14 protein-coding genes are annotated in these 14,871 nt (G+C 65.5%); 7 read left to right on the top strand and 7 right to left on the bottom strand.

From position 1 onward, the window contains the following. Entirely contained in the window at positions 1–786 is a 786-nt protein-coding gene (locus tag AB0280_RS20620; protein WP_307487541.1) for a LamB/YcsF family protein, read from the bottom strand. Positions 787–1,178: 392 nt separating this feature from the next. Between AB0280_RS20620 and nac the strand changes: the two genes are divergently transcribed. Together nac and AB0280_RS20610 are read left to right on the top strand one after the other, a co-directional pair. Next, positions 1,179–2,129, top strand: a complete 951-nt coding sequence (gene nac, locus AB0280_RS20615; protein ID WP_307487539.1) for a nitrogen assimilation transcriptional regulator NAC — start codon at positions 1,179–1,181, stop codon at positions 2,127–2,129. Positions 2,130–2,251: 122 nt separating this feature from the next. Then, positions 2,252–2,494, top strand: coding sequence for a hypothetical protein (locus AB0280_RS20610; protein ID WP_307487537.1), 243 nt, complete (start codon positions 2,252–2,254; stop codon positions 2,492–2,494). Between the two features lie 149 nt (positions 2,495–2,643). Here AB0280_RS20610 and AB0280_RS20605 read toward each other — a convergent pair whose 3' ends face one another. Both AB0280_RS20605 and AB0280_RS20600 read right to left on the bottom strand, forming a co-directional pair. Next, entirely contained in the window at positions 2,644–3,339 is a 696-nt protein-coding gene (locus tag AB0280_RS20605) for a 4-carboxy-4-hydroxy-2-oxoadipate aldolase/oxaloacetate decarboxylase (RefSeq protein ID WP_307487535.1), read from the bottom strand. A gap of 46 nt (positions 3,340–3,385) precedes the next feature. Then, a complete protein-coding gene (locus tag AB0280_RS20600; protein WP_307487533.1) occupies positions 3,386–4,594 on the bottom strand; it encodes an aspartate transaminase in 1,209 nt (402 codons plus the stop codon). A gap of 327 nt (positions 4,595–4,921) precedes the next feature. On the opposite strand from AB0280_RS20600, the gene AB0280_RS20595 reads away from it, so the two are divergent. From AB0280_RS20595 to AB0280_RS20580, 4 genes are all read left to right on the top strand, one after another. Continuing rightward, the gene (locus AB0280_RS20595) at positions 4,922–5,485 is read left to right on the top strand and encodes a hypothetical protein (RefSeq protein WP_307487531.1); all 564 of its coding nucleotides are present in this window, start codon (positions 4,922–4,924) and stop codon (positions 5,483–5,485) included. Positions 5,486–5,730: 245 nt separating this feature from the next. Next, positions 5,731–7,110, top strand: a complete 1,380-nt coding sequence (locus AB0280_RS20590) for an MFS transporter (RefSeq protein ID WP_307487529.1) — start codon at positions 5,731–5,733, stop codon at positions 7,108–7,110. Positions 7,111–7,347: 237 nt separating this feature from the next. Then, on the top strand, positions 7,348–7,647 hold the full coding sequence (locus tag AB0280_RS20585) for a DUF4193 domain-containing protein (protein WP_018772148.1): 300 nt from the start codon (positions 7,348–7,350) through the stop codon (positions 7,645–7,647). A 127-nt stretch (positions 7,648–7,774) separates the two neighbouring features. Further along, on the top strand, positions 7,775–8,845 hold the full coding sequence (locus AB0280_RS20580; RefSeq protein ID WP_307487527.1) for a quercetin 2,3-dioxygenase: 1,071 nt from the start codon (positions 7,775–7,777) through the stop codon (positions 8,843–8,845). Between the two features lie 233 nt (positions 8,846–9,078). Here the strand turns inward: AB0280_RS20580 and AB0280_RS20575 are convergent, their stop codons facing one another. From AB0280_RS20575 to AB0280_RS20560, 4 genes are read right to left on the bottom strand one after another with little or no spacing between them, the layout of a single operon-like run. After that, positions 9,079–10,314, bottom strand: a complete 1,236-nt coding sequence (locus AB0280_RS20575) for a DUF3500 domain-containing protein (protein ID WP_307487526.1) — start codon at positions 10,312–10,314, stop codon at positions 9,079–9,081. Then, positions 10,292–12,058 (bottom strand): FAD-dependent monooxygenase, encoded by a 1,767-nt coding sequence (locus AB0280_RS20570; RefSeq protein ID WP_307487524.1) that lies wholly within the window; start codon positions 12,056–12,058, stop codon positions 10,292–10,294. The genes AB0280_RS20575 and AB0280_RS20570 overlap by 23 nt, the downstream gene beginning before the upstream one ends. Beyond that, entirely contained in the window at positions 12,058–12,939 is an 882-nt protein-coding gene (locus tag AB0280_RS20565) for a fumarylacetoacetate hydrolase family protein (protein ID WP_307487522.1), read from the bottom strand. Before AB0280_RS20565 ends, AB0280_RS20570 begins: the two co-directional genes overlap by 1 nt. 58 nt (positions 12,940–12,997) lie before the next feature. Further along, on the bottom strand, positions 12,998–13,867 hold the full coding sequence (locus AB0280_RS20560; RefSeq protein ID WP_307487520.1) for an alpha/beta hydrolase: 870 nt from the start codon (positions 13,865–13,867) through the stop codon (positions 12,998–13,000). A 244-nt stretch (positions 13,868–14,111) separates the two neighbouring features. Here AB0280_RS20560 and AB0280_RS20555 point away from each other — a divergent pair, with 244 nt between their 5' ends. Beyond that, positions 14,112–14,867, top strand: a complete 756-nt coding sequence (locus tag AB0280_RS20555) for a MerR family transcriptional regulator (protein ID WP_307487517.1) — start codon at positions 14,112–14,114, stop codon at positions 14,865–14,867. The last annotated feature ends 4 nt before the right edge of the window (positions 14,868–14,871 follow it).

Here is a 14,871-nt window from a genome sequence, read left to right as displayed (position 1 = left end):
TCAGGAAACCTTTTGCTTTGCCGAAAGGACCTGTGCCAGCGGTGCGATGGTGACGCCTGCGGCGATCAGTTCGCTGCGGATCAGGCGGGCAAGTTCGACCGCGCCCGGGTTGTCGCCGTGGAGCAGCACCGTGTCTGCCTGGATGGCGATGTCCCTGCCGGAGGCAGTCTCGATGAGGCCTTCAGTGACCATCCGTACGGTGCGCTGGACGATGACGGAGGGGTTGTGGATCACGGCGCCCGGCTCGCTGCGCGGCACCAGTGTGCCGTCATCCTGGTAGGCACGGTCCGCGATGCCAACGATGGCCACCCGCAGGCCGCGCTCTACCGCAGCGGTGGCGAGTTCACCGTCCTGCGCCAGGATGATCAGCTTCGGGTCCACCCGGGCGGCGGCATCAGCTACGGCTCCGGCATAGTCCGCCCGGGTGGCCACCAGGTTGCCCAGTCGGCCGTGCGGTGCCAGGTGGGAGACGGAACCGCCGTGGTAGGCCGCAAACGCCGACAGGGCTCCCAGCTGGTAGATGACGTCGGTGCGGACTTCGTCAGCTGTGAGGTCCATGGCCCGGCGGCCGAAGCCGCGGAGATCCGGGAAGCTCGGATGCGCACCGATGCCGACTCCCGTCCTGACACATTCAGCCACGGTGGCGTCCATGATGTCAGGGTCCCCGCCATGGAAGCCGCAGGCGATGTTGGCGCTGGACACGATTTCCAACAGGGCTTTGTCGTCACCGATCGAGTAGGCGCCAAAACCTTCACCAAGATCCGCTACGAGATCGACTGTGGGCATTACGGGCCTTCCTCTGCTGGTACTGCGGGTGTAAATCAGTGTGGCAGCGGGATAGGAGCCACACAAAGACGAATGCGGTATCACGCTATAGGGAACAGTTATGACCTCGGTCGGCGCTATTGGCGGTCCAAAGAATGTGCAGGGTCCTTATTTCGTGACTATAAGAATGGTGCTTCCAATAAACTGTTTTCCTGCTTATGCGCATAACATATGCCACCATCAAAATCGGTGATGGCCGGGGCGGGGATAGAATGTTCTGGTCATTGGAAAGTCATCTGCAATTAACCTATGCCCGAGACTCGGATCACACAAAGACGTAATGCCTGTCCCGCCATAGCGCCAACGTATGACCCCGCATGCTGTACCGTCCCCGGCTGGAAAAGAGGAGTGCTATGGACACCCGGAAGCTGGCGTACTTCGTGAAGATCGTCGACTCAGGAAGCATCACGAAGGCGGCCGCCGCCCTCCACGTGGCCCAGCCGGCGCTGAGCCAGCAGGTGTCGGCCCTGGAAACGGAGCTGAAGCAGCGGCTCCTGATCCGCAGCAAGCAGGGCGTGGAGCCCACGGCGGCCGGCCATACCCTGTACCGGCACGCGCAGACCATCCTGCGGCTCGTGGACCAGGCCAGGATCGATGTGGCAGCTTCAGGGGCGGCGCCTTCCGGCCGCGTCTCCATAGCAATCGCCCCCTACAGCATGGCGTCCAGCTTGACCCCGCGGATTATCAGTGAGGTGGGGCGGCGCTACCCCGACATCGTGCTGCACCTGACCGAGATTTACGGCGGCGTGCTCAGTGAGGCCATCAAGAACGGGCGGCTGGACATGGCACTCATCTACGAGCCGGGGCCAATTCGCGGGGTGCAGTTCACCACCCTCATCGTCGAGGACCTGTACCTGATCGTGAACTCCCGGCGGGAGCTCCCGGTAGCGGCGGACGCTGACACGATCACCCTGGACGAGGTGGCTGACGTCGGGCTCTTCCTGCCGGAACAGATCCACACGCTGCGGCAGGTGGTTCAGGCGGGCATCGACAGCAGGGGCCTGAAGTTGAAGCTGGTGGGCGAGGTGGAATCAGTCCCATCCCTCACCCGGCTGCTCCGCACGGACCTCGGAGCCACTATCCTGCCCAAGTCGGCTGCGGACGCACTGTTCCACGAGGAGGACTTCCGGGTGCTGCGGATCGTCGAACCCGCGCTGCAGTGCAGGATCGCTCTCTGCACCCCTGACCACGAGCCCTTGTCCGAAGCCGCGTCTGCCGTTCTGCTGGTACTCAAGGAAATGCTGCAGGAAATACTCCGGAGTAAATATTCCGCGCCCCCTGCCACGCCATTCGCGGCACCATAAGGGCGCCTTATCAGGTCACTCTGCTTTAGTCTTATTCAGGTAATTCAGAAGGTCCTAGGATAAAAGCCATAAAGGTTCGCCAAAGGCGCAACCCCGGCAATTAATTTCCCTGGAGCCCAGCCATGAAAAAGATCACCAGCGTGCAGTACCGGAAATCAGCTGAAAGAAGGATCCAGCTCAAAGCCGGCACCGGTTCCCACTGTCCCACCAACGGCTTCTGGCGTCCGGAGGACGCGCCCGCCACGGAACCGGTCTTCGTGTTCGAGGGAAGCATGATGCCGCCCGGAAAACGCGGCTCCACCATGTGGTACCTGGATGACGCCCAGGTGGGGCCGCCCGCCCACCTGCTGCCCGGCATGAACTGATCGGCGCATCGGCTTCAAAGCGGCAACAGGTAAGGCCCGGAGTTCCGAAAGGAACCCCGGGCCTCTGGGTTTAACCCCATCGATTGCTGAGTAATTGCCGTTATGAGGGCTCAAAACGGCAATTACCCAGCAATCGATGGGGTGTGGGGCTACAGGGCGGGTTCCAGTTCGGCGTCCTCCACCAGCAGGCCCTTGGCCTTCAGCACATCGGTCAGCTTGCACAACTCGATGGTGGTGCCGCCTTCCTTGTAGCGGCGGATGAGGTCGTCCTCAGCGTCCACGCGTGCCTGAGACAGCTTAATGACTTCCTCGATCTCGTCCTTGCGGACCACCACCACGCCGTCGGCATCACCCAGCAGGACGTCGCCGGGGTAGACAATCTCGTCGCCGAAGACCAGGGGGTGGTTGATGGGGCCAATGGTTTCCTTGACGGTCCCCTTGATGCAGACACTGCCGGAGAACACCGGCAGTCCGAGTTCAATCAAGTCCTTGGTGTCGCGGACACCGGAGTCCGTGACCATACCTGCCAGGCCTTTCGCCTTCATGGCGTTGCCCAGCACGTCGCCAAACGTCCCGGCTTCCTCGTACTCACCGGCTGCCACCAGCACAACGTCGCCCTTCTGGGCGTAATGGATGGCCACCTGAAGCATCAGATTGTCCCGCGGTGCACAGACCACGGTGACGGCGGGGCCGCAGAAGGACATGCTGCGGTCGATCGGCTTGATCTTCGAGCTCAGGGCGCCTTTGCGGCCCTGTGCTTCGTGCACCGTGGCGGAGGAAAACCTGGAAAGCCGCTGAACGGCGTCTTCGGAAGGCCGGTCGAATTTCGTCTTGACGTGGATCATGTGGTGCTCCTGTTGTTTGGAAAGCCTGGGCAAAGTAGTGGTTGGGTCAGGCCAGAGCCGTGACAGCCTTTTCGATGGCAGCGATGGATTCCTCGATCACCGGCAGCCCGGTGGCATAGGAAATCCGGAAGTAGGGGCTCAGTCCATACGCCGAACCCTGGATGACGGCAACAGAGGCTGCCTCCAGCAGGTACAGCGTGAAGTCCTCGTCGTTGGTGATCTTCCTGCCATCGGGCGTCGTCTTGCCGATGACCCCGGCGCAGTTGACGTACGCGTAAAAGGCGCCATCCGGCGTCGCGCACTCCAGGCCCTTGACCGCGTTCAGCCCGGAGACTGCCGCATCACGCCGTTCGCGGTACACCTCCACGCTTTCGCGGACGAATGCCTGGTCTCCGGTGAGTGCCGCGGCGGCAGCTGCCTGGCTGATAGAGGACGGGCAGGAGGACATTTGGGACTGCAGCTTGTTGATGGCAGCCACCAGGGGCGCCGGCCCTCCGGCGTAACCCAGCCGCCATCCGGTCATCGCGTAGGCCTTGGAGACCCCATTGGTGACCAGCACACGGTCCTTAAGCTCAGGGGCAACGGCCACCAGACTGGTGATGGGCTCTTCGCCGAAGTGGATGTCGTCGTAGATTTCATCCGTGAGGACGTAGACGGCAGGGTGGTCCTTCAGGACGGCGGCCAGGCCTGCCAGTTCTTCGCGGGAGTACACCGCCCCTGTGGGGTTGGAGGGCGTATTGAGAATGACCCACTTGGTGCGCTCCGTCAGTGCCCCTGCCAGTGCCTCAGGGGTGAGTTTGAAACCGGTGTCCTCACCACAGGAAACGATGACGGGGGTGCCTTCGTTGGCGAGCACCATGTCCGGGTAGGAGACCCAGTACGGTGCGGGAATGACAACCTCGTCGCCTGCATCGAGTGTGGCCATGAACGCGGTGAAGATGACCTGCTTCCCGCCCCCTCCGATGGTGATCTCGCCCGGCGCGTACTGCTGGCCGGTTTTGCGATGCAGCGTCTGCAGGATGGCCTTTTGCAGTTCGGGCGTCCCGGTGACCGATGTGTACTTGGTTTCACCACGGCCGATGGCTGCGATGGCAGCGTCCTTGATGTGCTGGGGCGTGTCGAAATCCGGCTCGCCGACCGTCAGGTCCAGGATCCAGCGGCCCTCGGCCTTGAGCTCCCGGACACGGGCCGCCGCGGCAACGCTGGGTGAGGATTTGATACGGGTTACGCGTGATGCGGGCACGAATTCAGGCATGGTTTCTTCCAGGCTTCCGGTACGGATGAGGGTTGTTCCATCGAGCCTAGGGAAGGAGCCGCCCTCTTGGATAAGACCTAAAGTGCGTGGACAGATAAGCAGCCCTTATGACGGAGCAGCCAAAACTTTCGCCTATTGCTCCACGCACTTTCGGTATTGCCTTAGCGGATTACCGGCGGCGTAACCTGCAGGGTGGATAACGGGCCCAATGAAGGCCAAGCTCCGCCGCGACGCCTTCCAGGCCAGCGTCCCGAACCGCGGGAGAGGTACGCCTGCCGGCGGGAAGCCGCGCGGGCATGGAAACACCAACGGAGACAAGGAGCAGAGGTGCCCGGCAGACAGATTCAGGAACGGATACCTCCGCGCACAGCCGGCACCGGGACAGGCGGGGCCGGCGCAGCAGCGTACCGGTACCGGGGCGTCCCGAAGCCAGACCCCGCCACGGCCCGCGCCCAACAAGCCCTGGCCATGCTGGCCCAGCTGCGGACGACCCTCGCACTTCGGTCCAGCAGGGTACGTGCCCTCACCGCCGAGATGGGTGACTGCCTCGCCCAGGCCGTGTGCGACGGCGTGAAGATTTCCGCCGTCGCGAAGGCCGCCGGCCAGCCTGCCGCCAGTATCCGGTCTGCCACGCTGGCACGCGGCGAGCTGTACCCGTCCGGCCAAACCCGAAGCGGGCACCTTCACCTCATTGCGGGATTGGCTTCGGAGCTGGCGGCAGCCGAAGGCGCCCGGAGTGATGCGGAACAACAACGAACGCAGGTACTGGCACTGGCCAGGAAATCCCGGCTCCTTGACGACCACCAACTCGCGGGGGCAAGCGGCCTGAAGTCCGACGAAATCCGCAAAATGACCAGGGGCGTCGGCTTGCGTGCGGCCCATCCGCAATGATCGTCCAGGGTCTACGGTTCTTCGGCTCCAAGCCATAACAAATCGCTATGTAGGTACATAAAAGAGGACTTTGTGTGACCCACACCGCAAACGTTAACTTGATGTCTGGGGCCGGTCCGCAAAAGCCGTCAACACGACTTGCGAGAGAGCTCACAGCAGGACCAGCCGGATATTCCACTCAAGATCTCTTTCCGAGAGCCCAGGTTTAGCGGCAACCGGTGTTCACCATCACCCACGGAGACGAAATGACAGAAACAACACTTCCCAGGAAGACCCCGGTCAAGGCCGCAATCGCGGCTTGGATCGGCACGACGTTGGAGTACTACGACTTCGCGGTGTATGGCACCTCGTCGGCGTTGGTTCTGAACGTGCTCTTCTTTTCACCCGAGCTGCCCCAGGGCCTCAGCGTGCTGCTCGCCATGATCACCTTCGCGGTCGGCTACGCGGTACGCCCCCTCGGCTCCCTCATCCTGGGGCCGCTGGGCGATCGTCGAGGCCGCAAGTTCGTCATGATGATCACACTGTTCGGTATCGGCGGCTGCACCTTCCTCATCGGGTGCCTGCCCACGTACGCCCAAATCGGTCCTCTTGCTCCGATCTTGCTCGTGCTGATCCGCGTCATCCAGGGACTGTGCCTTTCCGGCGAGCAGCCCAGTGCCATCACCATGAGCCTGGAGCATGCTTCCGAAGGCCGGCGCGGGTTCCTCGCGAGCTTCACCACGTTGGGTTCCTCCTCAGGCACGCTGCTCACCCTGCTGGTCTTCATCCCGATCGCCGCTATGCCCTCGGAGCAGTTGCTGAGCTGGGGTTGGCGGCTGCCGTTCTGGGCCTCCGCCATCGTGGTCGTCGCTGCTTACCTGATCCGCCGCCACGTCCAGGAGCCGCCGGAGTTCGTAAAGGCCCAGGCCGCCAACGTGAACGTTGCTCCTCTCCGGCATCTTCTCCGCTTCCACTGGCGTGCGGTGCTGCGGATCGTATTCTGTGCCCTCATCGCAGGCACCAGCTACATGATGCAGACCTTCTCGGTAGCATTCGGGACCGCCGGGTACAAGCTGGACAAGCCAACCATGCTCCTGACCACCACAGTCTCGGCCGTGATCGCCCTCGGAGTTACGCCCCTGGCAGGATTCCTTGTGGACAAGATCGGCCGCAAAACGATGTTCCTTATCGCAACGGCCGGTGTAGGCGTCACCATGGTGCCCTACCTGTGGTCAATCACCACCGGCAACTGGTCGCTGATCTTCCTGTTTGGCATCATCAACTACTCCCTGTTCTACTCAATGGTGAACGCGTCCTGGCCGTCATTCTTCGCGGAAATGTTCCCCGGCCGGCTGCGCGTCTCCGGGCTCGCCCTTGGCACCCAGATCGGCTTCGCCATCTCGGGCGTCATCGGCCCCGTCCTCTCGACAGCACTCGCCGGCCCCGACCTGAAAGATTGGGTCGGACCGTCCATGGTCGCTCTCGGGTTCATGGTCCTGGCAGGAATCTCAGCCCTCACCGCCAAGGAGACCAAAAAGTACACCCTCAAGGAGCTCGACGAGGTGCAGCAGAGCGAGCAGGAAACGTCTGTCCTCACGGCCGCGGCCATGTCACCAAGCACAGCTGCCCGCGGCCTCGCTGGCTAGCCCGAAAAGCAGAGGTGAGAGATTTTCGCCCCTGCGATGACCGCGTACTAGCTGTACGGGCCACGACGTTGATTCCGTTGTGAACAAGTGAAGACCTCTTAGTGACGGCAGCAACACAGCCAACATCTAAGAGGTCTTCACTTTGCGCACGGAATGGGAATTAGTTGCGCCCATCCGGCGTTGTCGATCTGTCCAGAACAATCTGGACATCAGCAGCTGGACAGGAGAACACACCACATGTCAGTTGACTACGACGCTCCGCGGGTGACTCCCGAGGAAGAGCCGAACGTCGCCTTGGAGGAGCTGAAGTCCGACAAGTCCGGCCGCCGGGAGGCCGCTCCCGACATGGACGAAACGGACCTCGCGGACAGCTTCGAGCTGCCCGGTGCCGACCTCTCCAACGAGGAACTCCTCATCCAGGTGGTCCCGGTGCAGGCAGACGAATTCACGTGCATGTCCTGCTTCCTGGTGCATCACCGCAGCCAGTTGGCGCGTGAGAAGGACGGCAAGAAGTACTGCAAGGAATGTGAGGGGTAGCAGGGGGACGATGGCCGGCCACGTTCTGATTTCAACTAATGGAATCAGGGCTCGTGGCCGGGGCGTGGGACAGCCATGATGTAGGTCACGCTCCGGCAAGGGCCGGCCGACTGGAAAGAAGGAAACCATGTCCCTCAGCGTTGAGGAAATGAACAAGCAGCTCCCGGTGGCCAACGCGCTGCCCGGTGAGGCGGTCCCGTATTACATGGCGTCGGGCGAAGGCGCGCGCTACGAGATCAACGGCCAGCTGGTCACGGTCATCGCCCGCGCCGCCGACACCGGGGGCATCTTCAGCGCTGCCTACATCTCCGGCGGCATGGGCGCCGAATCCCCGTTCGTCAGCCACAAAGTGGAGCACAAGACGCTCTACGTTTTCGACGGGATCCTGCACGTCTGGCTGCCCGGCGAGAGCCGCATCCTCACCCCCGGCGACGCGGTGGTCATTCCGCCCAACACCCCGCACGCCTACCGGATGGCCAGCCACTACACCCGCTTCCTGAACTGGATGACCCCCGGCGGCGGCGAGGCCTACTACGAGCGGGTGGGCACACCCATCGATTCGCACGTCCCGCCGGTGCGCCCCGGCCACAGGGCCAGCCTGCAGGAGCAGGCGGAAGTTGGCGCCGAGTTTGGCATCACATTCCCCGACGTTGAGCGTGTGGCGCCGTCGTTCAAGCACGACGCCGGGCTGCCGCCAACGCAGAGCCCGTACTTCCTCAGCGCCGGGGAGGGTGAGCGCCTGGTCAGCTACCAGACCATGTTCACCTACCTGTCCCGGCCCGCCAACACCGGTTCCAACTACTTCGCCGTGCACACCAAAGGCGCCAAAACCCCCTACATCCCGCTGCACTTCCACTCCCAGCACACGGAGAACTTCCTCTGCACCGAAGGCCGGATGTGGCTCTACGCCAACGGCCGGGAGATGCTCCTGACAAAGGGCGACTTCGTGCACGCCCCCGCCGGGACCATCCACTCGTTCGCGCTCGACGCGCACAACACGCAGATGGTGGGCTTCCTGACGCCGTCGGTGTTCAACGGCTTCTTCGAGTACTTCAACACGCCCACCGATGACTACATGTACACCGAGGGCGGCGAGCCGTACATGGACATGGAGGGCTTCGGGCGCGCCCAGGCTGAGATGGACCTGACCGTCGTCGGCCCTCCGCCGCAGCGCCGGGCAGCCCTGGACATCCCCTAACTCCACATCCATTGCTCCGTAATTGTCGTTTTGAGCACTGAGAACGACAATTACGGAGCAATCGATGAGGTCTTGTTCGATACGAAGGCCCGGACTTCCGAGAGGAAATCCGGGCCTTCTGGTCTTTTAAACCCATCGATTGCTGAGTAACTGCCGTTATGGCGCCCCAAAACGGCAGTTACTCAGCAATCGATGGTGGGTGGGTGGGTCGGTGAATGGTGGGTGGGTCAGGGTCAGGGGGTGGCTTGCCTGACGAGTTCGCGGCCGTAGTCGTTGCCGTTGGGGGTGCGGACCACGGTGTGCATGTGGAACGGGGCGGGCTGGTCGTTGCTGAGGAAGACGCCGGTGTGGTGGTCCAGTTCCAGCACCACCACAGGGCTCTGCACCCGGAAGTAGAACGCTTCCTCCCCTTCCCAGCCGCCGATCCAGCTGAAGAACGTCTCACCGTAGTTTTCCTGGATCTCCCGGAGACGGGCGGCACGCGGACCGTCCGGCAGGTAGGCGATGAAGTCCTCCACCACGGCGTCGAGCAGTTCCCGGGTTCCGGGCGGCATGTCGGTGACCGGGATGCCCTCGTACGGGATCACCCGGTTGTCCTGGAAGCAGCCGCCCAAGTGCCGTTCGTCGCCCGGGTGGAGGCGCCCCGCGGGCATGGCCGGGTCCACCATCTCCGCATAAACAACAGCACGGTCCCGCAGGTCCGCAGGCAGGGCGGCCATCAGCTGCCGGGCCAGGGCGATGCGCTCCTTGAACACTTTGACGCCCTGATGTGGGCCGGCGTCGATCATGTCCGGCTCGGCGCCCATGAACACCGGCGAGACCACCAGCTGCGTCCCGGCCACCAGGCAGTTCAGCGCCGCGTGGTGGCCAAACAGCTGCCACCCCCACGGCTGCGTCTCGGAAGGCTCCCCATACAGGGCGAAGTTGTAGCTGAACTCGTTCATGAGCAGCGGCAGCTCCACCAGGTCACCCAGGAAGCCGTTGATCCGCATCAGGTTCCGCACCAGCTGAAACCCGGCCGGGCTCAGCGAAGCCTCCACCACGCCGAGCACTGCATCCCGCACGGGACCGGCAACCTCGTCCAGGCGGAGCCCCGTGTCGTGCTGCATGAATTCGGGGTTGGCCCAGCTCTGCCATTCCGGCACGTCCACGGCGTAGCAGAGCTTCCCGGCCTGGTCCGCGGTGACCGTGCCCATCAGCTTCCGCGCCGCAGCCACCATGTCCGCGGTGGGCGCTTCCTCCCCGGGCCGGGCAGGTGCCAGCGGGTAGAGGCCCTCCCGGCGGACGCCGTCGCTGGTGATGCCCGTGAATGGCTGCGGATAGAGCTTCCGCCAGCCCTCGATCATGGGGCCGGCGAACGCATCGGCCTTGGCGGCCTCGGCGTATTCGCGGGCATCCAGTCCGCGGATGTCCGCCACGCGGGGGTGGTCCGGGGCGAAGAGGAAATCACGGAATGACGGCGTCGACACGGGCGCTCCTGGTCTCGATGGAAGGTGCAGGTTCTTCAGGACGTGCGGGAGGGAAAGCGGTCGCCCAGCCCGCGGCGGCGGACAGCGCGGCGGCGGCCTCCACCGGGGAGTTGCCGCGCCAGGCCACGTGCTGGTCCGGACGGATCAGCACGGCAGCAGCGCCCCACAGGTCCGCAAGGTGCGTTCCGTCGTCGGAAGGCCCGACGGCGGCCACGGTCACCGGGATGCCCTGCCGGGCACCGGCTGCCAGGACCGGCTCGAAAACTTCGGCGGCGTCCACCCCGCCCAGCGATCCGGCGTCGGCCAGCAGTGTGAAGCCCGCACCAAGGGCGCTGTACAGGGACCGGGAATCCGCCAGCCAGGCGTGCGGCAGCAGGGCCCCCGGAGCAGCGGACGGAATGTACCGGATGGGGTCCTCGTCGGGGAGGGCAGAACCGTCCGGCAGCACCACGGGCGAGCGACCGTACGCGTAGCCCAGCACCAGGCCCAGGGAATCGAACTCGCTCTGCTTCACGGCGAGGGCCAGGTGCGCAGCCCCGCGGGCGGCATCCCCCGCAGGGCCGGCCGCAACCAGGTCCGGGTCTGCGAAGTGGTAGGCCAGGGCCTTGCCGTTGGTGGCGGCGTCGCGGATGGTGCGCGCAGCCACCGGCCGGCGTTCCGCCCCGTAGCTGGCGAGGAGTCCGGGCCCGGCCCAGCCGTTGATCGTGGCGGCGAGCTTCCAGGCCAGGTTGGCGGCGTCGCCGATGCAGGTGTTGAAACCGTGGCCTCCCCAGGGCGGGTTGAGGTGGGCGGCGTCCCCCACCAGGAAGACGTTGCCGCGGCTGTATTCGGGAGCCAGCAGCATCCGGGCCGTCCACGGGTCCGTGGCCACCACCTCGATGTCCACGTCCGAGCCCACCAGGGAGCGGACCATCGCGGCCGCGTCCCCGGCAGTGACCGTCACGGACGGATCCACGCCCTGGACGATGGCCCACCACGTGCCGTCACGGTCCATGGGTCCCACCATGCCGGAGGTCTCCGAGCCCACCACCCAGTACTGCACCGCAGGATCCAAAGAGACAGCGGACGCCAGCGATTTCGAGCGGAAGAGGATGCTGATGTTGGACAGCTCGGCGGAGCCGCCCTCAAGCCGCAGCCCCAGGCTGCGGCGCACGGCGGAGGACCCGCCGTCGGCCCCGATGACGTACTCCGCGGCGATGGTGCGGGACGCACCTGAGGAATCGGCAACGACGACGGCGCAGGCTGCCGTGGCGGCCCCGCCGTCCGGTACGCTCACGCCAGTGACGGTCCAGCCGGCCAGGAACGTCACCAGCGGGTGGCTTTCGACGGCGGCCCGGAGCACCTCCTCGAGGACGGGCTGCGGTACCTGCTGGCCGCACTCCGGCTGCGGCCCGTAGCGGCCGGGAACCAGCTGGAAGGCGTTGCGGAACCGGCGCAGCTCGTACGCGGAAAGCCCGGTGAGGCCGGTGCAGAAGATGACGTCCTGGGCGTATTCCACCGGCAGCGGCGCGGCGTCCCGGAGGACCTCGGCGAGGCCCAGCCGGCGCAGGTGCGTCATGGTGCGGGCATTGGTGGTCTTGGCACGCGGCCGGGTGTGGTCCAGCGCTGTCCGCGGTTCGATGACGGTGCTGGGCACGCCGCGGGAGGCGAGATCCAGGGCCAGGAAGAGTCCGCTGGGGCCACCCCCGGCAATCAGGACCTGTGCCTCCGGCGGCAGGTCCGCCGCGGTATGAAAGGCGTTCATCAGGCACGGCTCCGAAGGGAAATGTCGCCCACCGGCGTGGTCAGGATGCCCAGCTTCTCTATCTCCACTTCCACGGTATCGCCGGGCTGCAGCAGCCACTGCGGGGTGCGGGCATAGCCCACGCCTTCGGGGGTGCCGGTGGCGATGACGTCCCCCGGGTGCAGGGTGAAGGTTTCGCTGATGAGCGAGATGATGGCCGGGACGGAGAAGATCATGTCGCGGGTGTTGCCGTTCTGGGCTTCGATCCCGTTGACGCGGGTGCGGACCTGGAGCCCGTCGCGCAGGTCGCCCACCTCGTCGCGGCTGACGACGGGACCCAGGGGGCCGCTGAAATCGCCGTTCTTGCCCAGGGTCCACTGCGAAGTGAGCTTCTGGGCCCTGCGGGAGGTGATGTCGTTGAATGTGGAGTAGCCAAAGACGGCATCCGCGGCGGTGTCCTCGTCGGCGGACTCCACCCGGCGGCCGATGTAAGCGGCAACTTCGCCTTCCCAGTCCAGCCCTGCCTCACCCGTCGGGACGGGGACGGGCACGTTGCCCACGGACAGGGAAGCTGTCCACCGGGCGAACAGCGTGGGGTACGGCGGGAGTTCCTGGTCCTTGAAGCTGCCCTCGGCAACGTGCGCCTTGTAGTTCAGCCCCACGCAGATCACCCGCGCGGAGGCGGGGACCAGCGGCACCTCGGTGACGCTGCCGCGTTCCAGCCAGCCCTCGCCGTCGGACGCTTCAGCGTGTGCCGCGCCGGCAACCAGGGCTGCCACCTTGTCCTGCCAGCCCTCGGCGTCGGCCCAGAAATCGTCGGCCGGCGTGAGCGGGAGGACACGGGAGCCGGCGAGCGCCGCTGCCCAGGGTCCGCCGTGGTGAGTGATGCCGATGAACTGCATGGGAGGCCTTTCGGTCTGGTCCGGGGTGCGGGTCTTGCCCCGGCATGGTGGTGGGAAATCAGTGCTGTTCCGACTGGCGGCGGAGGAAATCGATGGTGGCGGCAACGGCCTGTTCCGCTGCACCGCTGTTGCCGTCCGGGCTGCCCCACATGTGGTCCGCGCCCTCCAGCAGGAGGAGTTCGACGGCGTTGCCAGCGTCTTCCAGCGCCCCGGCCAGCGAGGCGGACTGCTCCACCGGGACGAAGCGGTCCGCGGTTCCATGGATGAGGAGGAAAGGCGGGGCGCCTGCGTGGACGTAGCTGAGGGGGCTTGCGGCCGTGGCCTTGTCCGGGGCGTCGGCCGGCTGCGCGCCGATCAGCAGTGCTTCGCGGGATCCGGGATCATCCGCCCGGGCCACGGCATCCGGACGTGCCTGTCCACCCATCCTGAGCAGGTCCGTGGGCGGGTACCAGGCCACGACGCCGGCAACCCGGTCGTCGTCCGGCGCGTCGCTTCCGGCATGGACCGGGAAATCCGCGGTCAGGCCCAGGAGGCTGGCCAGGTGGCCGCCGGCCGAATCGCCCCAGGCGTAGATGCGGTGCGGGTCCACGCCGTATTCGGCCGCGTGGGTGCGGAGCCAGCGGACAGCTGCCTTGGCGTCCAGCAGCTGGGCCGGGAACGTGGCAACCGTGCTGAGCCGGTAGTCCGCCGAGGCCACGACGAACCCGGCATCGGCCAGCTGCTCGATGGGGCTGAGTCCGAAACCGTCAACAGCGGGGCCAAGCGAAGACCGCTCCCCCGTCCGCCAGCCGCCGCCGTGGAAGTGGACCACCGCCGGCCGGCCGCCCTGGCGCGTTGCTCCCGCGGGCAGGTAGAGGTCCAGCAGCAGCGGCTCCGCGTTCTGTGGCCGGGCGAACTCGATCCTCTTGAGGATCCGCCGTCCCGTCATCGTTGACTCCATGTGTAGCGCGCCGTTTCTGTGCTGTGTGTTGAAGCGTTGGTGAACTGCTCAATGGGCTGGGCGGGGCCCGCAACGGGCCCCTCGTTCATGGACTCAACTCTGTGCCATGGGCCGTGCTGCACGCGCCGCCAGTTTCACTGAATGAAACTGGTTCGCTCCACACAGGATCCTGGCCGGGGTCGCTTGCGTCGGGGTTGAACCTGACGCGGCGTCAGGTCCTACGGTGGGCGGTATGGAGCAACCGGAAGAACCCCGCTGGAGCATCGGCGAGCTGGCCTCGGCCACGGGGGTCACCGTCAGGGCGCTGCACCACTACGACAGCATCGGGCTGCTCCACGCCAGCGGCCGGACCGCCGCCGGCCACCGCCGCTACACCGAACCTGACCTGCGGCGGCTGTACAGCATCCGGACCCTGCGCAGCCTGGGCGTGCCGCTCGCCGAGATCGCACCGGTGCTGGACCAAGGGGGCGCGGATGCGGAGTCCCTGCAAAGACTGCTGCTAAGGCAGCTCGATGCCTTGGACCAGCAGGCCCTGCAGCTGCAACAGCTCCAGCAGACCATCCGCGAGCTGCTGGCACGCCTCAGCGGACACGGGCACGCCGGGCCCGGCGATTTCATGACTGTTTTGGAAAGGATGACCATGTTCGAGAACTACTTCACCGGGGACCAGCGCCGGGAGCTCGAGGAGCAGCGTGCCCGGTTGGGGCAGGAGGCAACGGACCAGTCACGGACTGAGTGGGCGGGGCTGGTGGAGGAGGGCCTGCGGCAGGTCCACGGCAGCGTCCCAGCCACCAGCACCGAGGCCCGGGAGCTGGTGCGCCGCTGGGATGAGCTGGGCTCGCGTTTCCACAGCGGCGAGGGCACCAAGGAAGCCGCCCGCACCATGTGGAACGAGAACAGCACCGAATTGAGCCTGGGCCTGCCGTGGACCGCGGAGCAGCTGCAGGCCCTGGTGGCGCACCTCCAGGCGGCCCGGGAGGCGCGCTGAGGGT

The sequence above is a fragment of the Pseudarthrobacter sp. 902506025 genome, assembly GCF_040702325.1.
Lineage (GTDB): Bacteria > Actinomycetota > Actinomycetes > Actinomycetales > Micrococcaceae > Arthrobacter.
Note: the sequence above shows the minus strand (reverse complement) of the source record. Positions and strands in the feature narration are given on the sequence as shown.